General features: G+C 46.2%; 18 protein-coding genes. 6 read left to right on the plus strand and 12 right to left on the minus strand.

All coding sequences use genetic code 11. The features are described 5' to 3' along the window. Positions 1-93: 93 nt before the first annotated feature. The 12 genes from dnaA to DW205_RS13580 all read right to left on the minus strand — a co-directional run bounded on the left by dnaA (position 94) and on the right by DW205_RS13580 (position 15221). Complete coding sequence (gene dnaA, locus DW205_RS13525; protein ID WP_008774487.1) at positions 94-1491, minus strand: chromosomal replication initiator protein DnaA; 1398 nt, start codon at positions 1489-1491, stop codon at positions 94-96. Between the two features lie 366 nt (positions 1492-1857). Beyond that, positions 1858-2742, minus strand: coding sequence for an MlaD family protein (locus DW205_RS13530; RefSeq protein WP_005855082.1), 885 nt, complete (start codon positions 2740-2742; stop codon positions 1858-1860). Between the two features lie 37 nt (positions 2743-2779). Continuing rightward, on the minus strand, positions 2780-3943 hold the full coding sequence (locus tag DW205_RS13535; RefSeq protein ID WP_005865481.1) for an N-acetylmuramoyl-L-alanine amidase: 1164 nt from the start codon (positions 3941-3943) through the stop codon (positions 2780-2782). A gap of 135 nt (positions 3944-4078) precedes the next feature. After that, positions 4079-4525: a 50S ribosomal protein L9 gene (rplI, locus tag DW205_RS13540; protein ID WP_005855078.1), complete on the minus strand. Its 447-nt coding sequence runs from the start codon at positions 4523-4525 to the stop codon at positions 4079-4081. 21 nt (positions 4526-4546) lie between these two features. After that, positions 4547-4816 (minus strand): 30S ribosomal protein S18, encoded by a 270-nt coding sequence (gene rpsR / locus DW205_RS13545; RefSeq protein ID WP_005637107.1) that lies wholly within the window; start codon positions 4814-4816, stop codon positions 4547-4549. 2 nt (positions 4817-4818) lie between these two features. Continuing rightward, positions 4819-5175: a 30S ribosomal protein S6 gene (gene rpsF / locus DW205_RS13550; RefSeq protein WP_005865478.1), complete on the minus strand. Its 357-nt coding sequence runs from the start codon at positions 5173-5175 to the stop codon at positions 4819-4821. Between the two features lie 101 nt (positions 5176-5276). Beyond that, positions 5277-7046 carry an arylsulfatase gene (locus DW205_RS13555; RefSeq protein WP_005865476.1) on the minus strand — a complete coding sequence of 590 codons (1770 nt, stop codon included), beginning with the start codon at positions 7044-7046 and terminating at the stop codon, positions 5277-5279. A 33-nt stretch (positions 7047-7079) separates the two neighbouring features. Beyond that, entirely contained in the window at positions 7080-8624 is a 1545-nt protein-coding gene (locus DW205_RS13560) for an arylsulfatase (RefSeq protein WP_005865474.1), read from the minus strand. 17 nt (positions 8625-8641) lie between these two features. Further along, positions 8642-10162, minus strand: a complete 1521-nt coding sequence (locus DW205_RS13565; RefSeq protein WP_005865472.1) for a RagB/SusD family nutrient uptake outer membrane protein — start codon at positions 10160-10162, stop codon at positions 8642-8644. A 12-nt stretch (positions 10163-10174) separates the two neighbouring features. Continuing rightward, complete coding sequence (locus DW205_RS13570; protein WP_005865470.1) at positions 10175-13492, minus strand: TonB-dependent receptor; 3318 nt, start codon at positions 13490-13492, stop codon at positions 10175-10177. A 132-nt stretch (positions 13493-13624) separates the two neighbouring features. Then, positions 13625-14605: a FecR family protein gene (locus tag DW205_RS13575; RefSeq protein ID WP_005865468.1), complete on the minus strand. Its 981-nt coding sequence runs from the start codon at positions 14603-14605 to the stop codon at positions 13625-13627. Between the two features lie 61 nt (positions 14606-14666). After that, positions 14667-15221, minus strand: a complete 555-nt coding sequence (locus tag DW205_RS13580) for an RNA polymerase sigma-70 factor (RefSeq protein WP_005865466.1) — start codon at positions 15219-15221, stop codon at positions 14667-14669. Positions 15222-15602: 381 nt separating this feature from the next. Between DW205_RS13580 and cbiB the strand changes: the two genes are divergently transcribed. The 6 genes from cbiB to cobC are packed head-to-tail and all read left to right on the plus strand — an operon-like array spanning position 15603 to position 20008. Continuing rightward, complete coding sequence (cbiB, locus tag DW205_RS13590; protein ID WP_005865464.1) at positions 15603-16562, plus strand: adenosylcobinamide-phosphate synthase CbiB; 960 nt, start codon at positions 15603-15605, stop codon at positions 16560-16562. Between the two features lie 10 nt (positions 16563-16572). Beyond that, positions 16573-17142 (plus strand): S4 domain-containing protein, encoded by a 570-nt coding sequence (locus DW205_RS13595; RefSeq protein ID WP_005865462.1) that lies wholly within the window; start codon positions 16573-16575, stop codon positions 17140-17142. Further along, entirely contained in the window at positions 17135-17650 is a 516-nt protein-coding gene (locus DW205_RS13600) for a bifunctional adenosylcobinamide kinase/adenosylcobinamide-phosphate guanylyltransferase (RefSeq protein ID WP_005865460.1), read from the plus strand. The genes DW205_RS13595 and DW205_RS13600 overlap by 8 nt, the downstream gene beginning before the upstream one ends. Before the next feature lie 30 nt (positions 17651-17680). Beyond that, positions 17681-18721 carry a nicotinate-nucleotide--dimethylbenzimidazole phosphoribosyltransferase gene (gene cobT, locus DW205_RS13605; RefSeq protein ID WP_005865457.1) on the plus strand — a complete coding sequence of 347 codons (1041 nt, stop codon included), beginning with the start codon at positions 17681-17683 and terminating at the stop codon, positions 18719-18721. A gap of 1 nt (position 18722) precedes the next feature. Continuing rightward, entirely contained in the window at positions 18723-19472 is a 750-nt protein-coding gene (locus tag DW205_RS13610; RefSeq protein WP_005865455.1) for an adenosylcobinamide-GDP ribazoletransferase, read from the plus strand. 2 nt (positions 19473-19474) lie between these two features. Continuing rightward, positions 19475-20008 carry an alpha-ribazole phosphatase gene (gene cobC, locus DW205_RS13615; protein WP_005855050.1) on the plus strand — a complete coding sequence of 178 codons (534 nt, stop codon included), beginning with the start codon at positions 19475-19477 and terminating at the stop codon, positions 20006-20008. Positions 20009-20119: the final 111 nt, after the last annotated feature.

The following is a 20119-nucleotide window of genomic DNA, read 5'->3' on the forward strand; positions in this document are numbered from 1 at the left end:
AAAGAAAACTTAACACTTATACGGATCTTCCAAAACAAAGAAGGACGCCTCTTTAAAGAGACGTCCTTATCCTACTATATAGGGATTCTTAATTTAGTTCTTGAGCAAGACCTCGATTTCCTCTACGGAAGACCGGAAAGACTTACTAGTCTCAATCTGGTCTTTGATCGTCTTACAAGCATGCAAGACCGTCGCATGGTCTTTCTTTCCTACGATCTTTCCAATATGGGAAAAAGAGGAGTCCGTATATTTCTTCGCCAAATACATCGTGATCTGACGGGCTTGCACGATCTCACGTTTACGGGAATTAGTCTGGATAACCGATTGCTCCAAGTTGAAATACTTGCAAACGATCTCCTGAATCATCTGTACGGAGATCTGTTTCTTCTCCAACCGAACCGCTTGGCTAACCACACGTTTCGTCAACGGCAGATCGATCTCACGATTATTGATAACCGCATTAGCCATTAAAGAGACGAGAATACCTTCTAAGTCACGGACATTCTCCGTCACATTATTAGCGATAAAGTTAAAGACCTCATCCGGAATCATGATTCCGTCATGGTTGATCTTATTCTTCAGTATCTTTTTACGTAGATCCAGATCCGGACGGCTCAACTCAGCCGTCAATCCCCATTTTAAACGGGTGATCAAGCGCTCTTCCATACCTTGCAAATCCACAGGAGGTTTATCAGAAGTCAAGATAAGCTGCTTACCTAACTGGTGCAAGTGGTTGAAAATATGGAAGAATGTATTTTGAGTCTTATCCATACCGATCAACTCCTGTATATCATCCAACAGCAGCACATCGATATTTTGATAAAAATTCAAGAAGTCATTAGTCGTATTCTTACGGATAGCATCTGTAAACTGTACCCGGAACAAATGCGAAGATACATATAACACTTTCTTTTCCGGATGCAACTCCCGGATACGGGTTCCGATCGCATGGCATAAGTGAGTTTTACCCACTCCTGACGGACCAAAAATAAACAACGGGTTAAACGTAGTCTTTCCCGGATTCTGGGCAACAGCCTCACCCGCCGTACGAACCAGCTTATTGCTCGTACCCTCGAAATAATTATCAAAATTATACTTCGGGTTCAACTGAGGGTCCAAATCCTGCGGAGCAGTCGTCATAAAAGGATTCGGAGCCTTGTTAGCGTCCTTGGGAGTGACTTTCTTTACAGCGGTGGAAGCATTCTCCGCCGGATAATCAACCGTACCACCAGTGGTCTTATCCACCATGATACGGTAGTTAAGAATGGTTCCTTGACCGATTACACGATACAATGTAACTTTCAAAACATTAACATACTTCTCTTCCAGATACTCATAGAAGAATTGACTAGGCACCTGTATGGTAAACTTCTTGTCTTCGTATGATAACGGAACGATAGGTACGAACCATGTGTCAAAAGCTGCCTTAGGCACAATATCCTTTATGACCGCAAGGCACTTATTCCACAATGTTTGATAATCAGTCTGCATGTTTTCTTTCTCTCCCACTAATACTTTTTACATTCGGACTACAAAGTTTAGAAATTAATTCCGAAAAAAAAAGTGCTATTTTGTTTGGTAAATATGAATTTTCAATATCCCTTTTAGATTCAGATAGTTACTAATACCTATCTGATTTACTGCTATTTAGATCGACCAACGTTCAAAAACCCTTTATTTTAGAGACCTCTACAAAAGCGTAAACGCTGACGTCCGGTGACGGAATAAGGCCTCAGGAAGTATCTATCTCACTTTACCTAAAGGCCTTATGCGTATAATCAGCAGGAGTCCCCTAACTTTTTGTCTAATTAGAATGATTCTAAATAACGTCTTTTATGCTATGATTTTTTAACATAATCAAAAAACAGAGAAATGCACGTATCTCTTCGGATTCTCCCGCAAATCAAGCAATAGCTTAGAGGCGTTGTCCATCGTGCTGTTCAGATTATCATACAATCCTTTGTCGTTTAACAACAAGCCGATGCTATTATCCGTCGAGTTCAATTTATCCGTAGTCAACTTCAAGTTCGCCAAGGTCGCATTGATGGAATTGACCGTTGTAGCCAAATCCAATTCTTTCAAGTTGGCGCTCACCTCCGAGAAATTATCCGTCATCGTCTTCAAGTTATTCACGATACCCGGTACATCCTTACTCAACATCTGATTCAACTGACGGGTAGACACCTCTAGGTTGCTAGTCGTTTTTTCGATATGATTCAAGGATTGAGCCAAGGCCGGATGAGCGATCAAGGTTTGCAAACTACCCAAGATCGTGTCGATCTTCGGCAAAAGGTTCTCAACGCTTGGCAAGATCTTCTCCTGTACGGATTGCATCATATCCTCTTCCATTCGTCCCTCGAGCGTAGAACCCGGCTTCAAAAAGTCATCCACGTAAGTGTTCAAATGGATATGCAACTCAGCTCCGCTTAAGAAAGTATTGACAACCGCTATATAACTTCCCTTATTCAGCCTCATCTTATCTTCCAAACTAACCTCAACGATGATCTTACCGGTCGTATCATAGTCATAAATAATATCACGAACCAATCCCACCTTAAAACCATCCACAAATACAGGGCTGGAAATCGTCACCCCCTTTACGTTGCTGAATGATACGTAGTAATGGTTCACCGGTTGAAACAGGTTAATACCCTTCAGATAATTAATGCCTAAATACAATAACGCCAGACTTACGATCGTCACAAGTCCGATCTTCGCCTCTTTAGTGAATACACTTTTCATTTCCTTTATTTATAATGTATAATTTATTCCTATATCATTAATATTTCACCTTCTTCCCATCCTTAAAAGCGATGATGAAAGCATCTTTAAAATCCTTCGCGATCGTTCGGCGCATCTTCCGAATCGAGTTAAAATCCGAAGTCTCGCCATACGTATATTTATAGATACCTTTCTCCACATAGAAATCCACGTTCTTGTACCCCTTAAATAACCGGGAGTTCGCAGGAAGCTTCTTATTGGAAGTCAAGAATTGTATCTTATATATAACCTTTCCTTTCGTGTTCCTGTTCACGGAAGTGGTAGAAGAAACTGAGGTTTTCTGTCTTGTGGCTTGCTGTTTTTTATTTAAGATATCAGCCTCGCTCCCCGGAGGCGGAGTTTTCTCATTCGCTACGGGAGCAACGACAGCTCCGGAAATATTTCCTTTACGACGATCGTAATTCTTCTTATATTTGCAAAAAGCATCGTACAACGCTTCCGCCAATTTATTTTGTCCGGCGGCGGTTCTCATGAACTGCTCTTCTTGACGATTCGAGATATACCCCAACTCGACCAGAACACTGGGCATGCTCGTTTTGCGAAGCACCAAAAAACCAGCCTGTCTTACGCCACGGTCCACCCGCTTACAAGCCCCGAACGATTTCTGTATCTCGGAAGCCAGACTAATACTTTGCTCCATATGCTTATTCTGCATAAACTCGAAAATGATATATGACTCCGAAGAGTTCGGGTCAAACCCCTCATACCGTTGTTGATAATTATCCTCCAACAAGATCGCTGAGTTCTCGCTCATAGCCACCTCTAAGTTCTCTTCGCTACGGGCCAAACCCAGCGTATACGTCTCCGTACCTTGCACGGTACTTCCACGCTTTACGGCATTCGTATGGATAGACACGAAAAGATCCGCCTTATTGCGGTTCGCTATATTCGCACGTTCGTCCAACTCGATAAAACGATCCGTCTTACGAGTATAGATCACACGCACATCCTCCGCATTATTCTCTATCAATCGACCCAATTTTAAGGCGACAGCGAGATTTATCTCCTTCTCATTAATATTCGCCCCTCTAGCTCCCGGGTCCTTACCGCCATGCCCGGCATCGATCACGACCGTAAAAGTCTTTTCTCTCGCCTGAAGTCCGGGCAAGAAAAAAAACAACGCAAATAGCAAGTTAATATATAGAAAAGACTTTTTGCTCACTTTCTAAAATTATTGCAAATTCGGGAACAAATGTAGCGCTTTTTTGCTGATTGACAGATGTCTTTTTTTATAATTAAAACAAAAAAAGAGGGCAGTTTCGAAACTACCCTCTTTTATGATATATTAAAGTATCTATTATTCAGAAACAACCTCGAAAGGAACCTCAACGGAAACCTCTTTGTGAAGTTTCAAAACAGCCTTATAGCTACCTACTTCCTTAACAGACTCCTTGATATAGATAATCTTACGATCGATATTCTCGAAACCAGCCTTAGCCAAAGCCTCAGCAACTTGGATATTCGTTACAGAACCGAAGATCGTACCTGTAGAGCTAGTCTTAGCACCAATCGTCAAAGCTACACCCTCTAACTTAGCGGCCAAAGTCTGAGCGTCTTCCTTGATCTTAGCCAATTTGTGGGCACGTTGCTTCAAGTTCTCAGCCAATACTTTCTTAGCAGACTCTGAAGCGATCACTGCCTTACCCGTGGGGATTAGAAAGTTACGTCCGTAACCGTCTTTTACTGTTACGATATCGTCTTTGTAGCCTAAATTCACTACATCTTCTTTCAAAATAACTTGCATATTCTGTCTCCTCTTAATTAATTATTTCATCAAATCGGTTACGTAAGGAAGCAAAGCCAAGTGACGAGCACGCTTTACAGCCTGAGCTACACGACGTTGGAACTTCAAGGAAGTACCAGTGATACGACGCGGAAGGATCTTACCTTGCTCGTTCAAGAATTTCTTCAAGAATTCAGGATCCTTATAATCGATATACTTGATACCGTTCTTTTTGAAACGGCAATATTTTTTCTTCTTAACGTCTACTGAAGGCGGAGTTAAATATCTGATTTCTGATTGAGTTGCTGCCATAATTAATTATTCTCCTTTACTGTTTCTTTAGATGATTTCAGATTTCTTCTCTTAGCTGCATATTCTGCGGCATACTTGTCTTGACGGAAAGTCAAGAAGCGGATCACACGCTCGTCACGACGGAAGTTCAACTCCAACGTAGCGATAACACTAGGATCTGCCTTGAATTCAACCAACTGGTAGAAGCCTGTTGTCTTCTTGTCGATAGGATAAGCTAACTTGCGCAAGCCCCAGTTCTCTTCATTCACGATCTCAGCTCCTTGAGCTTTCAGAAGGTTCGTGAATTTCTCTACCGCTTCCTTCATCTGAGCGTCAGACAAAACGGGAGTCAAAATGAAAACGGTTTCGTAATTGTTCATAAAACGCTGTTTAATATTGATTAATAAAAAATTTTGCGGTGCAAAGGTAGTGATTATTTGATAACTGGCAAATAGTTATACAACTTTTTTCAATCTCAGACTCATTTCACTCGTTTTAGCACCAACATCCAAAAATTCATGGCTTCCTCATTTCGGATCGTTTTCGCTTGCAAGGATAAAGTGGCCGTACCTTTCGATAGAGGAATCGTACCGACAGAGCAAGGAGCAAATCCTTTCACATAAGACTCCTCCCGGAGAACCCTATCCAAATCCGCACCGAGCATGGGTTGGTCATTTACTTGATCCAATGTAAATACAAGATTCTCGGCATCCCGGTCCGTACGAAGTTCAAAAGTAGAGCCTATATTTCGTTTATCGCAAGTATAATAGATAAAAGCCTCGAACAAGCCGGATTCCTCAACCTCCACATTCCAGCTTATCTCCGCTTCCGGGCTTTTCCAATTCGTAAAATAAGAACAATTCGGATAACGGTTGGAGCGTTCGATCGGGCCAGATATCCTCGCATCCCGGGCCGGTAGCTTTGAATAGGTTTCCTGCGGATGACCGATTATAAACGGACGGGTATCCTTCTTCGGGAAATCCGCCAGTAACTCATCCTTAAACCAATTCGAATAACGCTTCATCCGCTCATATATCTCGGGTTCTTTATCCGATACATCCTTCCGTTGCTCACGATCTATATCCGTTTTATATAAATAACCTTCCGCATCCAATAGATAATATGGGATACGCACACTCGTCTTACCTCCCCAATAACTATATAAAACCCGATCCATAGCAGGAGCTTTCTCATCCAGCAATCGCTGTCCCCAATCGATTCCGTCCAGTTTCCTTAACGGGGTATATTCTATTCCCGCCAAACCTAATAAAGTAGGGATTAAGTCTATAGCCCCGGACAACTGGGTTTCCACGGCCCCTTTCCTTATGTGTCCCGGCCAACGGATACAAAACGGCGAACGAACACCCCCTTCATCCGTAGAGCCTTTTCGCCCTTTCATCCCACCATTCCACCGGAAACTATTCGGGCCGTTATCCGAGAAATAAATAACAATCGTCTCTTGTTCCAAATCCAATGAATGTAACAAAGACAATACACGTCCGATATTCCAATCTAAATTCTCGGCCAAGGCTAAAGCCGCTTTCGTAAACGTAGTATCTTCTTGCTCCGGGAAAGTAGCTCGCTGCGACAAGGTACGATCTTTTACACGGTTCCACCAACTATCCGGGACTTGCATCGGACTATGAGGTGTATTATAAGACAAGAACATAAAGAATGGATGTTCTTTATGATCACGTATATAATCCAAGGCTTTATCGGTCAGATCATCTATGATAAAGCCCTCGCCCGAAATAATCTCTCCGTTATGCTCCAACACTGGGTTCCAATAATTCCCCCAATGCCCGGAACAAAAACCATAGAATTCCTCAAAGCCCCTTGCGTTCGGATGGTAGGGATATTGCGTACCACTATGCCATTTTCCAAATAGAGAGGTAGCGTATCCGGCCTCCCGGAAATATTCCGCGATCGTTTTCTCTCCCAGATTAAAGCGCTCGCCTCCCCCGGTCGTAGAATTAACGCCACTCCGTACATGATAGCGTCCGGTCAAGAACTCTGCCCTCGTCGGGGATGACACCGGACAGACATAAAAATTCTCCAAGATCGTTCCCTCATGAGCGATACGATCTATATTAGGAGTTTGCACGAAGGTATTCCCCGTGAAGCCCAAATCGCCCCAACCTTGGTCATCCGATAACATTACGATGATATTGGGGAGCTGTTTTTGAGCGAAGGCCGGAATACAACCGGCCCCCACTCCCAAAACACTAAACAATACGCCTAACTTTGTCATTCGATTCAACTTTTTGCCTAATCAAGATTACCTTTATTGCGGACGGCTATATCCTTGATCCAACAATTTCTTCAACAACGCGGAAAGCTCATTCGCAATGCCTTTCTCACGCAAGAAGAGATTATTACTCTCCAAAGAATCGGTCCGCATATTATAAAGTTGGCCTTTCGGTCCATTCTTCACCGGGGATAAACGGGCGGGAGCCGTAAAACCACCGGAGCCCAGACAATCGATATATTTCCAATCTCCCTTCTTGATCGCTAATTTGCCGGAGCCGGACAAGTACATGATCTGGTCTCTCGTCGAGGCATTCATATCACCATCCAATACTTTCTTAAAGCTAAAGCTATCCTCTGCCTGTCCTTTAGGAAGGGATTGCCCGGTTAAATCCGCAAATGTAGCCAATATATCTACCAAGCCAACCGTTTGGGAACAAACCCCAGGGCGCTTGATATGATCCGGCCAATGAACAATCAGCGGAACATGATGACCGCCGTCCCACGCATCACCTTTCTGCCCACGGCGGCTCCAGTTACTTTGATGTCCGTATTGCTGGATATCCTCCTCTTCCCATGCGCCTCCGTTATCACTGGCGAAAATGACAATCGTATTCTTCTCCAGACCTAATTCCTTTAGTTTGGCATTCACCCGAGCCACGACATTATCGATATCGCCCATAAAATCGCCATAGGTACCTAACTCAGTAGATCCCTTAAACTGAACGGTGGGCAGCCATGGGGTATGCGGACCGGTTAACGGCATATATAAAAAGAATGGCTTGTCCTTTCGTCCTTCCCGATCGATAAAAGCGATACCCTCATCTACGATTGTCGGGAAACATTCCTCAAACTTAAAGGAGCGCGACATCTCTCCGTTACGCCACCAAACGCCCCGTTCCCAATAAATATCATTCTCGTTCGTATGTTTACGATCCCAAGCGTAAACCGTCTCATCCTGTTTCTTCGGATAAGCGTCCGCCGTCAAGATGACATCCGGGTCCACGACACGGTCATTACGCACGAACGCATAAGGCGGCATATCCAAAGAAGCCGGAAGGATGAAAGAATAGTCAAACCCTAATTCCGTAGGGCCTCTTTTTACAGGGGCGGAGAAATCCGTATTCGTATAACCAAATTTCTTAGGGGTAAGAATCTGTGGTTTCGAGTCATCTTTCAACTGCCAGTCGAGCCCTAGATGCCATTTCCCGACACAAGCGGTCGTATAGCCGGCATTACGCATCAAGGAACCGATCGTCAAACGCTCTGGTTCGATATATGGAGACAAGTACCCCCAATACTCGGACTTCTTCGGCGTACGGAAAAAATAACGTCCTGTCACTAAACCGTAGCGTGAAGGCCCACTCAACGCACCCGCAGAATGGGCATCCGTAAAACGGATACCGTTCCGGGCCAATTGATCGATGGCCGGTGTACGTACCCTAGCATATGGATTATTGCATCCAACATCCCCGTAACCCATATCATCCGCCAAAATGATCACGACATTGGGTTGCTTTTGGGCGAACACCACCGGCACATATAGTAAACCGGTGGCTAATAAAGACAACTTGATCTTCATATATTATTTTCTATTCGTTAATAACCTTGATTCTGAGTCAGGTTCGGATTCGCCTGCCGTTCGCTTAATGGAATCGGGAACAATAGCTGGGTTTCCGTATACACCTTACCCCAATTCGTCTTATAGCCGATAAAGTCCACATATTCCCCGGATTTATCATCCCGGATCTTACGGGTGCGTAGCATATCAAACCACATCTTATTCTCATAACATAGGTCAAAGTAACGTTGGTCCCAGACTTCCTCCAAGAATGCGCTTGCGTTGGTCTGCTTAAACGGCGCTAATCCGGCCCTTCCTCGTATTTGGTTCACGATATCGATGGATTGCTGGTTCGGAGTACCATCCGCATTCACTTGCGCTTCCGCATACATTAATAATACATCCGTGTAACGATATACACTCCAGTTCAAGTCTGACTTCGCCGTATTATCAATAGCCACTTGATCAAAAAACTTATAGATATAATAGCCATTCAAATCCATAAACTCCAACTCTGCCGCTCCCGGAGAGAACTTACTCGGATGCCCCTTGTAGTTTGTAAAGAAATATTGCTTCTCTTCCGTACGCTTATCTCCTTTCTCAAAGCTTTCCACGAATTCTTTGGTAGGGATCAGGCTACCATATTCCAAATCGTAGGCGGAAATGCCGGAACGAGAAGGTAAAAAGATACGTACCGACTCGTTATGCCGCTTGTTCAAGGAGAACTGAACTTGATAAATAAACTCTCCCTTATTATTCTGCGACGGAAGCCGTAGGCTCTCATAATCCGTGAAGAGCGTATACTCATTCGATTTTATAACCTCCAATGAACGTTTAGCCGATTCCGCGTAATAAGATTTACCTCCTTGCAAAGGATAACCGGCATACGTAAGATAGACATCCGCAAGAAGCGCTTTCACCGCTCCCATCGAGACACGCCCTGTATGATCGCTAAAAGCCAGATCCGATTGCTCGGCCTCCAACAAATCCGGAATAATGATCTCATCATAGATTTCCTTTACCGGGGCACGAGATACTTGCAGCTCTCCCAACTCCGACTGTACGGTCGTAATCTTAGGGACATCACCAAAGATACGTACCAAATAGAAATAATACAAAGCCCTCATAAACTTCACCTCGGCCATGTAGCCATTAACCAAGGAAGCATCCAGATTCTCGAACTCTCCGAGTTTTTGAAGCGCGAGGTTACAGTTCGCTATACCTGCATAACAATCTTGCCACCAGTCCTCGATATATAAAGAACGATCACTCACCAGTAGATCCTGAAAGTCCTTATAATTCGATTGGGAATTCTCGGAAGTAGCTTTGCCAGTCATATATTCGAGCAATAAGATCGTATTACATCCCCAACCCGGGGTCATCTTATTAAAGACCGTATTCTTCAAATAAGCCGAATTCGTCAAGGCCAAAGCGGACTCCTTACTTGTCAACTTTGAATCGGTAGTCATTGTACCGGTAGGCTGCTCGTCCAAGAAATTATTACAAGAAGACAAGAATAACGCACATAATGAGACGATATAGATTTTATTTATTTTCATAACTCAATCGCATTAGAATTTAACATTTAAACCGAAAGTAAAAGTACGTGCTTTAGGCTCGCTGAAGTCGTCGATACCTTGTCCGAAAGCAGCATCCTCATAGGTCGTAACCTCCGGATCATAGCCTTTGTACTTCGTAATACAGAACAAGTTCTGAGCACTCGCGTAGATTCTCAAATCCTGTAACTTTATCTTCTGGAGCAAGCTCTTGCTGAAAGTATATCCCAAGACGAAGTTCTGCCCCCGAACGAAAGAACCGTTCTGCATCCAATGTGAATCCGGATAAGAATCATAGTACGATTTCATCGGACGACGCTGGGCGACCATCGTATGCTGGTTTTGCGGAGTCCAAGCGTTCAAATTCGACTTGAAGCCATTCGCTACACCCGACCGGTCTTCAGCATTATGAGTAGCGCAATTCACGACATCATTCCCGAACACGAAGCGGAGATCGAACGAGAAATCGAAGTTCTTATAAAGAAACGTATTAGAGATCGTCATGGTCCAGTCCGGGGAGGTACAGCCGATAATCGTATTATCCTCGCTATTGATCTTCCCGTCGCCATTCAAGTCCTCATACTTCACGTCTCCCGGAAGGCGGTTGTATTTAGCCGCTTCAGCGGCCTCGTCCTCCCCCCAAGTTCCCAGACGACGCAATCCCCATAGCGAACCAACAGGTTCACCGACACGCAGGATCAGCATATCCCCTTGCGCATGGCGGGGTTTCGGATAAATATCCTCATCATTCTCGCCTAAGTTCAATATCTTATTACGGTTTACGTTAAATAATACTGTAGACATCCAGTTGAAATTATCCGTTTGGATATTATGCGTATTTAAGGTCAACTCAAAACCTTGGTTCTGCACGGAGCCGATGTTCCGCATGATCGTATTCAATCCAGAAGTTCCCGGGATCGGGGCCTCCAATAATAAGTCGCTCGTCTTTTTATAATAATAATCCAAAGACAGATCGATACGCTGATTCAATACACTCACATCGACACCGGCATCCCATTGCAAGGTCTTCTCCCATTTCAAGTCCGGGTTACCGAACGTACTGCGGTATAGAGCCGTATAATAGTCATTACCAAAAATGGTATTCTCCGAGCCTAGCTTCTGGTAGAAAGCGTAATTGCCGATCTCTTGGTTTCCGGTCTCGCCGATACTGGTACGTACCTTTAAATTATTCAGCCAATTGACACCTTTCAAGAAGCTTTCCTCCGAGGCTCTCCACGCAAAGGCGAAAGAGGGGAAGAATGCGTATTTATTATTCTTTCCGAATTTGGACGATCCGTCGTAACGGCCTGTGGCCGTAAATAGATAGCGGTCTTTCAAGGTATAATTGATACGCGCGAAATAAGAGTTGATAGACCAACCGTAATCTTCCGATTTCGACGGTATCGTCACCGTTCCCGCTCCCAGATTATGCCATTGGTAAAAATCATCGCTGAAATTCTGCGAGGTAGCTTCCACGCTCTCGGCAACTCGCTGCTGCCAGCTTGCTCCAAGCATCACATTCATACGATTGTTTTTATTAAACTCCTTATTATAATTAAAGTAGTTCTCATTCTGCCAATACATTTCCTTCAAAGTCTCTATCGTAGCGATACCTCCCGCCGTCTTACTGAACTGGATCAGATCCTTACCCGAATAATAATTACGTTTCCTATTACTAGCATCTACGGCGAAAGTCGACTTAAAGTTCAAGTCGTCCGTGATCTTGAAATCCAGATATAAGTCGGCGATCGTCTGGATATTGGAAGTCTCGTTCACCATCTCTTCCAGATACCGGGAAGGTGTATCCTGTACCGCACCGGGGAAATCACGGTTGCTTCCCCAAGAGCCATCGGGATATTTTACGGGAATCAACGGAATAGCTTCCTGTACCAAACGCTTTACTCCATAACTTTTGTAATTATCGTTTCCCTTATTATAATTGAACGACATATTGGCACCCATTTTCAACCAATCCCGAAGCTGGGAATCCAAGTTGATCCTACCGCTATACCGGTCTAGGAAACCGTTACGCATCAAGGCATCCTTATGCATATATCCCAAATGCACGCTATACAAGGTCTTATCGGCTCCGCCCCGGATGCTGACTTGGTGATTATGGTTGATAGCCGTTTGATAAGCCTCATCCTGCCAATCGGTATCATACAATGGGTTACCATTAGCATCGAACAAATTCGGCAGATCCGCCGGCGTCACTTTCTTGTACTTGCCTTGCGCATACCCTTCCGGATCATATTTCTGCCCGTTATCCATCGTGGTATTGTAATTCTGCCACCACTCGGAAGCGTTCATCAAGTCCAGTTTCTTCGCCATTTTACCGATAGAGACATAACCGTCGTACGAGATCTGCGCTTTCTCGTTCTTGATACCTCGTTTCGTCGTAATCATGATCACGCCATTTGCTCCACGGGCACCATAGATAGCCGTGGCGGAGGCATCCTTCAATACCTCCAAGGATTCGATCTCACTAGGATTCAACAGATTGATATTGCTTACGCCAATCACGCCATCTACCACATACAGAGGCTCATTCGATGAGTTGATAGAGTTATTACCACGGATACGCACCCGTACTTTCCCGTCCGGCGTACCGCCATTCTCAAAGATCTCCACACCGGAAGCCTTTCCCGCCAAGGCCTGCCCAACATTCACCACCGGCTTGCTCAACAGCTTCTCCGCCTTTACGTTGGTAACCGATCCGGTCAAGTCGCTCTTCTTCATCGTTCCGTAACCTACGACTACCACCTCATCCAATGTTTGTGTATTCTCGCCCAGCTTGATAGAGAAACTCGTCTTTCCGTTCGCCGAAACCTCTTGTGTATTATAGCCGATATAGGAAACTTGAAGGACAGAGTTGTCATTTACCTCTAGCGTAAACTTTCCGTCGAGATCGGTAATCGTACCGTTGGTAGTTCCTTTCTCCACCACGTTCGCCCCGATCACAGGATCGCCGTTCGTATCGACAATCACACCCGATACTTGCTTTTTCCCCTTGACAGTCTTGACCTCTTCCGGCACGATGATCACATAATTCCCGTTTATTTTATACGTGTATCCCGTATTCTTTAACAGCTGTGATAAGACCTGCAATACTTCCATGTCTTTCTGATCCATCGAGACCTTTCTCGACACGTCCAATTGGCTATCATTATAAGCTATCTTATAAGCAGAGCTTGACTCTAGTTTCTCAAACGCCTGTTTCAATGAGATCGAACCTTCATGGAAGGTCACTTTCTGCGCATCGATAGGCAAGCTCCCAGCCATAGCGAGGCTCAGGCAAAGAATAGCGACACGTATAGATTTATTCCTGTTCATGCGATATTAGATTTTTTAGTTAAACATTTATATCTCCTTTGTAGTACGTACTCGCTATTAGGACAAGGGAAACGAGGAGCGCACCCAACGGAAAAACGTTAACGAATTATAAAAGCCTAATATCTCCTTAACTCAATCAATATAGATCCCATCCTCTTTGATCTGATACTCCAAGCCGGGTATCATCTCCTTGACCAACATCATGATGTTCTCCAACGACTCATGCTTATTGAAATGGATCGTAAGCCGGTTGGAATGATAAGCGGAAGTACGCAAATGCACCTTCACGTTGTAGACACGTTCCAAGGTTTTCAAGATTTCCTCGAAAGAGTCGTTGTTAAACAACAAGCCTCCCTCTTTCCAATCCGAGTAATCCGAGGCCACCACCTGCCGCACGTCCATCTTTCCCCGGGAAGGGATGTAGACAAGCTGCTCGTTAGGCCTCAATATACATGGAGCCACCGAGGGATCATCGGGAAGAATCTTCAAGGAACCTTCCTCCAAGGTCGTTGTTATTTTCTCTTGGTCCGGGTAGGCGGATAAATTGAACTCGGTGCCCAGCACTTGTACCCGCATCGCTTTCGTCCGCACGATGAAAGGCTGCTCGGGGCGTTTTCGCACCTTGAAATATCCCTCTCCCACCAGATAGATCTCCCGCTTATCCCCAATAAAGTCAGATGGATAAAGCAGCAAGGTACCGGAATTCAACCAAACCTCGCTACCATCGGGCAAGGTGATCCGCTCCCGCTTGCCGGAAGGCACGAACTGTTCCATAAAAGCCAGTTTCTTGACATCCCGCGCATCCCTGTATAGATAATAAGAAACACCCAACGACAACAAAGGAATCAGCCAGATAGCGGCGATACGTACCCACGCCGGGATACGCAGACGGCGGCGGGGCCTCACCCCCAATGCATTCTCCAACCGGGCGAAAGCCATCTCGCTCCGCTTATCCGCCTCCGGGAAACCGATCTCATTCCAGATATCCCGTAAAGCCTCTTCCTTTTCCCGCTCGTCTCCCGGCTCCGCCAATCGCTGATGTACCCGATCCACCATCTCCCCGGAGAACGAATGATGGAAAAAGTATTTTAATATCTTTTTTATAGGACTCATTCCTGCTTTTCTATTTTATCTTGTTTATAGGACCTCCTTTTCCCGCTTTACCCCCAAGCTATTAACACATCATAACAAGAAGGAAAGTCAATACCGCGTTCCGCAATTCCTTTAGCGCTAGGTTCAAGTGGTTTTCCACGGTCTTTTTCGAGAGTTGTAGATTCTCGGCGATCTCTGTGTTCGACAAACCCTCGTCGCGGCTCATCCGGTAGATCATCTTCCGCTGTGGCGGCATGGTCTCCACGATCATATCCACTAGCAACCGTAAATCCTTGGCAACTAAATCCTCGTAAGGCGTATCACTTCGTTCCCCGTCTTCCTCCCCGGCTCTCTCTAAGCTCACGAGATTCACCCGGCGGGATTCGATATAATTGAACGCCGTATGCTTCGCCAGCACATAGAGGTAGGAACCGAACGTCCTCACTTCCGTGAAACGACTCCGATGCGTCCAAAGCTTTAGGAAAATCTCTTGGGTCAAGTCCTCGGCATCACTCTCGGACTTCACGAGTCCCAGCACGAAATAATAGACTTTCAGATGGTAACGCATGAACAATTCCCGGAAAGCGGTATGATTTCCAGCGGCAAATTGTTCTAAAATGGATTTTTCATCTGTCATCTCGATTAACTCCTTTCACGATACGGTGGGAGCAAATAAAGTAATAATAACCGGCCGTAAGAACGCTTTTCTTGTTAATAAATACAAAATTGAAAGAAATCCCCCGTATATCAAGCCCTCCCTTCCCGAAGATTTAAGGCTTCTAAAGGCATCCTTTAGCCGTTTTCTCCGTACCTATTCATCTTCTACCATCCGTTGTATGATCATCCACCAACTGTTAGAAGATCATGCAACGGATGGTGGATGATCATACAACAGCTGATAGAATATGAAAGTCTACGCTCGAAATCCTTTAAATGTAGGTTTCTTTCGCCTAATGTGTGATGAAGAATCGCTTACCGCTTCCTTATGTTCTTTTTTTTGTCTAAGTTTGTTCCTTCAATGACATTCAATATGTATTGGTTACATCATTCTATCAATTTACTCAAGATCGTGCCCTTTTTGGGCGGTTGGTTATCCGACCGGTTGCTGGGAGACCCGGAAGGTTGGCCCCATCCTATCGTATGGTTTGGCAAAGCGATCAGCGCCGGAGAGAAAGCGTTGAATAAAGGCTCCGAGCGGGCCCTAAAAGGCGGCATACTGGCAGTCGTGCTTATCCTTGGCGTGTATTTAATCTGCGAGCGAATATTGTCGTGGGCTTGGATCATACATCCGCAGTTCAGTGGGTTGCTGACGGCTGTCGGCGTATTTTATTGCCTATCCGGAAAGACGCTTATCAAGGAAGTGAAGGCGGTGTTCGAGGCCGTGGACCGTAGCACGGAAGAAGGACGGCGGCAAGTGGCACGGATCGTGGGGAGGGATACCTCGAACTTGTCGCCGCAAGAGATACGGGCGGCGGCGTTGGAGACCTTGTCCGAGAACTTAAGCGACGGCGTGATCGCCCCGATGTTTTGGTTTGCCCTGCTGGGGTTGCCGGGGATGATGGCTTACAAGATGGTGAATACACTGGACTCGATGATCGGTTATAAGAATGAGCGTTACCTTGAGTTCGGACGGATAGCGGCGCAAATCGACGATATCGCCAATTACATCCCGGCCCGCCTCACGGCCTATTTGATGTTGCTGGTCTCCAATAATTGGGGGAAAAGGGATTTCGTACGGCGTTTCGGCCCTGAACACGCAAGCCCTAATTCCGGTTATCCAGAAGCGGCCTTGGCGGCGGTCTTGGACTGCCAGTTCGGGGGGACGCACGATTATTTCGGCAAACCGGTGGAGAAGCCTTATATCGGAACGAACGCGAGGCCTTTCACGACCGAGGATATGCGTATCGCCATTCAAGTGAATAGTAATACGGAACTGTTGATGGGTGTGATCGTCACCCTTATTTTACTAATAATATAATATTAATAATATGGAAATTAGATTAAACAAACTGATAAGCGAAGCCGGTGTTTGCTCACGCCGGGAAGCGGACAATTTCATCGAGATGGAACGGGTAACCGTAAACGGCAAGCAACCGCACGTAGGCCAGAAGGTCACGGCAGAGGATGTCGTATTGGTGGACGGTGAACGCTTGAACGTAGAGAAATATATCCGCCTGCAAGAGGAGGAGAAAAAGGAGATGCAGCAAGAAAAAGAATTACTCGGCACGCTCCGGAAAGCGAAACCCGAGAACAAGGGAGGCCATGAAGGCGCTAAAATGGAGAAGTTCGGAAAGTTCAATAAATACGCTGCCGCCCGTAAGGCGCAGAAAGAGGGAGGCTGGAAATCCAAGACCGCCAAGCTTACCGACGAGGAGAAGTTATTGCGGGATGCCTTACGCCCCAAGTTCGGAAAGGCACTGAGCAAATCGGCGGTGGCGCAGCGGATCGCCGCCAACCCGAAATCGGCCGCCCTTCGGAAGACGAGCAAGAACAATCCGATCAACAAGGCTAAACGTGCCGCCCACCGGAAAAACAGGAATCACGAAGGCGATGAGTAAGAAAGTGATCTTAGTGACTGGAGGACAGCGGTCCGGCAAGAGCGGATACGCACAGAGGCTCGCCTTATCGCTGTCGCCCAAACCGGTTTACCTAGCTACCTCCCGAATCTGGGACGAGGAGTTCCGGAAGCGGGTGGAACGCCACCAGCGAGACCGTGGACCCGAGTGGACCAATATAGAGGAGGAGAAATACCTAAGTTGTCATGATCTTACCGGTCGTGTCGTGGTGATCGATTGCGTAACCCTTTGGGGAACGAATTTCTTCTTCGACAATCAAAGCGACGTGGAATTATCTCTCTCCCTCCTCAAAGCGGAGTTCGATAAACTCTCCCGACAAGATGCCTACCTGATCTTCGTGACAAATGAGTTGGGTATGGGAGGTGTGCCGATAGACGAGGTGCAACGGAAATTTACCGATATGCAAGGCTGGCTCAACCAATACATCGCCTCGAAGGCGGACGAGGTTGTCTTGATGGTCAGCGGAATCCCCGTCAAGATCAAGGAATAAGAACAACGACTTATATAAAATACTACTATCATGATACAATTTCACATCGAGGCCCCGGACAAAGGGCTGGAGGCCGCTTTACAAGACAAGATCGATAATCTGACAAAGCCGAAAGGCTCATTGGGAACGCTCGAGGCGCTCGCCCTGCAAGTGGGATTGATCCAGCAAACCTTATCGCCTGTCTTGCGTCATCCCGTGAACGTAATCTATGCATCGGATCACGGCATCGCCGACGAGGGCGTAAGCAAATCTCCCAAGGAGGTAACTCGCCAAGTGATCCATAATTTCTTGAACGGAGGAGCGGGAGTTTGCTACCTTGCCCGCCAGCATGGGTTTGAGTTGAAGATCGTGGATGGCGGCGTGGATTTCGATTTCCCCGTTATCCCCCAACTTATCGACCGCAAGGTGCGCAAGGGAGGAACCCGTAACTTTCTTCACGAGGCGGCCATGACCGTGGAGGAAATGGAGAAAGCCCTTCAATACGGAGCCGATATCGTGACGGATTGTTACAACGAAGGCTGTAACGTGATCAGTTTCGGAGAGATGGGTATCGGGAATACGGCGGCTTCCAGCATGTGGATGACTTGCCTCACGCAAATCCCATTGATCGACTGTGTGGGGGCCGGTAGTGGACTGGACAGCGAGGGCGTACGGCATAAATACAACGTACTGAAACGCTCGTTGGAGAATTACAAAGGGGATGGAAGCGCCTTGGATGTAATGCGCTACTTCGGAGGGTATGAGATGGTTATGGCTGTAGGAGGCATGTTGCGTGCCGCCGAACTGAAGATGATTATCCTCGTGGATGGTTTTATCATGACGAATTGCGTATTGGTGGCTTCCCGCTTATATCCGGAAATGCAATCGTATTGCGTATTCGGGCATTGCGGCGACGAGGCCGGGCATAAACGGGTACTGGATTTCTTGGGGGCGAAAGCATTGCTCGATCTAGGGCTACGGCTGGGAGAAGGTTCCGGCTCGGTATGCGCTTACCCGATACTCGACTCCGCCGTTCGCATGATCAACGAGATGCATAGTTTCAAGCAAGCGGCAATCACCAAATATTTCTGATATGTTGCGGATACTCGCTGCGTTTATATTCTTTACTCGGTTACCGTTCTGGCGGTTGGCGGAGGTTCCGGCGGCCTGTTTCAAGAATATCGTGAGCCATTGGGCGTTGGTCGGTTGGCTGACGGCTGGTTTGTCGGTATTGGTATTGTACGCTACCTCCTTGATTCTTCCGCCATCCGTGGCGATCTTATGCGCCATGATTGCCCGATTGCTGATAACCGGCTGCCTGCATGAGGACGGGCTGGCGGATTTCTTCGATGGTTTCGGCGGCGGCACGAGCCGGGAACGCATATTGGTGATCATGAAAGACTCGCATATAGGTAGCTATGGGGTAATCGGACTGATTTTCTACTTCGGACTATTCTACCTACTAGTAAGCAGTCTCCCGATCGAGCTAGCGGGATGTGCCATACTGGCTGGAGATCCTTTTTGCAAAGGCGTCTCCAGCATGATCATCAATCGCCTGCCTTACGCAAGGAAAGAGGAGGAAGCCAAGAACAAGACCGTATATAGCCGAATGACCTCTCGAGAATATGTATTTAGCATCATTTGTGCTTTCTTACCATTATTATGGCTTCCCCAACCTGTTTACTTACTAGCGGGTATATTCCCGGTTATCACTTGGTATTTCCTTACCTCTTTCATGAAGAGAAAGATACAAGGATATACGGGAGACTGCTGTGGAGCGACTTTTCTTCTTAGTGAGTTAAGCTTCTATATGGGTTTCGTGATCATCTATCAAACTATATAATTATGGAGATTTATTTAATCAGACATACCTCTGTCGATGTTCCCGCCGGCTACGCCTACGGGCAAACCGATGTTCCATTGAAACCGACCTTCGAGGAAGAGGCGGAAGAGGTAAAAAAAGGCTTGAGCGATCATACGTTCGATAAGGTTTGGACAAGTCCCCTTACCCGCTGCGTGCGCTTAGCTAATTATTGCGGCTTTCCGGAGGCGGAGAGAGAAGACCGTATCAAGGAGGTGAATTTCGGGGAGTGGGAAATGAAGTCATGGAATGAGCTATCCTCCGATCCCCGCTCAGAGGCTTGGTTTAAGGATTGGGTTAATAACCCGACTCCAAATGGTGAATCCCTACAAGATCAATACGACCGGGTTAGCGACTTCTTGAATGAGCTTCGCAAAAGCGGGCTGCAAAAGGTATGCCTGTTCGCGCATGGCGGGGTATTGACTTGTGCCCGGGTCTACGCTGGCGAATATCCTTTGCAAGACGCTTTTAAGAACGTACCCTCTTACGGGGCTATCGTAAAATTAGTGCTGGATTAACCAAAATCCGGCACATTTCGAAAGGATAAGATGCGGCACGCCGCCTCTCCACAACGGCTAGTGTATATAACAAAAAAAGGAGCCAATCTTTCGACTGACTCCTTTCACCTA

This window comes from Parabacteroides sp. AM17-47, from assembly GCF_003434625.1.
In the GTDB taxonomy this organism is placed as follows: domain Bacteria; phylum Bacteroidota; class Bacteroidia; order Bacteroidales; family Tannerellaceae; genus Parabacteroides; species Parabacteroides distasonis.

Coding starts and splice junctions, on each gene's coding strand:
- dnaA (WP_008774487.1), bottom strand. CDS start 1,491: ATGCAGACTGATTATCAAACATTGTGGAATAAGTGCCTTGCGGTCATA.
- DW205_RS13530 (WP_005855082.1), bottom strand. CDS start 2,742: ATGAAAAGTGTATTCACTAAAGAGGCGAAGATCGGACTTGTGACGATC.
- rplI (WP_005855078.1), bottom strand. CDS start 4,525: ATGCAAGTTATTTTGAAAGAAGATGTAGTGAATTTAGGCTACAAAGAC.
- rpsR (WP_005637107.1), bottom strand. CDS start 4,816: ATGGCAGCAACTCAATCAGAAATCAGATATTTAACTCCGCCTTCAGTA.
- rpsF (WP_005865478.1), bottom strand. CDS start 5,175: ATGAACAATTACGAAACCGTTTTCATTTTGACTCCCGTTTTGTCTGAC.
- DW205_RS13555 (WP_005865476.1), bottom strand. CDS start 7,046: ATGACAAAGTTAGGCGTATTGTTTAGTGTTTTGGGAGTGGGGGCCGGT.
- DW205_RS13560 (WP_005865474.1), bottom strand. CDS start 8,624: ATGAAGATCAAGTTGTCTTTATTAGCCACCGGTTTACTATATGTGCCG.
- DW205_RS13565 (WP_005865472.1), bottom strand. CDS start 10,162: ATGAAAATAAATAAAATCTATATCGTCTCATTATGTGCGTTATTCTTG.
- DW205_RS13570 (WP_005865470.1), bottom strand. CDS start 13,492: ATGAACAGGAATAAATCTATACGTGTCGCTATTCTTTGCCTGAGCCTC.
- DW205_RS13575 (WP_005865468.1), bottom strand. CDS start 14,605: ATGAGTCCTATAAAAAAGATATTAAAATACTTTTTCCATCATTCGTTC.
- DW205_RS13580 (WP_005865466.1), bottom strand. CDS start 15,221: ATGACAGATGAAAAATCCATTTTAGAACAATTTGCCGCTGGAAATCAT.
- cbiB (WP_005865464.1), top strand. CDS start 15,603: ATGACATTCAATATGTATTGGTTACATCATTCTATCAATTTACTCAAG.
- DW205_RS13595 (WP_005865462.1), top strand. CDS start 16,573: ATGGAAATTAGATTAAACAAACTGATAAGCGAAGCCGGTGTTTGCTCA.
- DW205_RS13600 (WP_005865460.1), top strand. CDS start 17,135: ATGAGTAAGAAAGTGATCTTAGTGACTGGAGGACAGCGGTCCGGCAAG.
- cobT (WP_005865457.1), top strand. CDS start 17,681: ATGATACAATTTCACATCGAGGCCCCGGACAAAGGGCTGGAGGCCGCT.
- DW205_RS13610 (WP_005865455.1), top strand. CDS start 18,723: ATGTTGCGGATACTCGCTGCGTTTATATTCTTTACTCGGTTACCGTTC.
- cobC (WP_005855050.1), top strand. CDS start 19,475: ATGGAGATTTATTTAATCAGACATACCTCTGTCGATGTTCCCGCCGGC.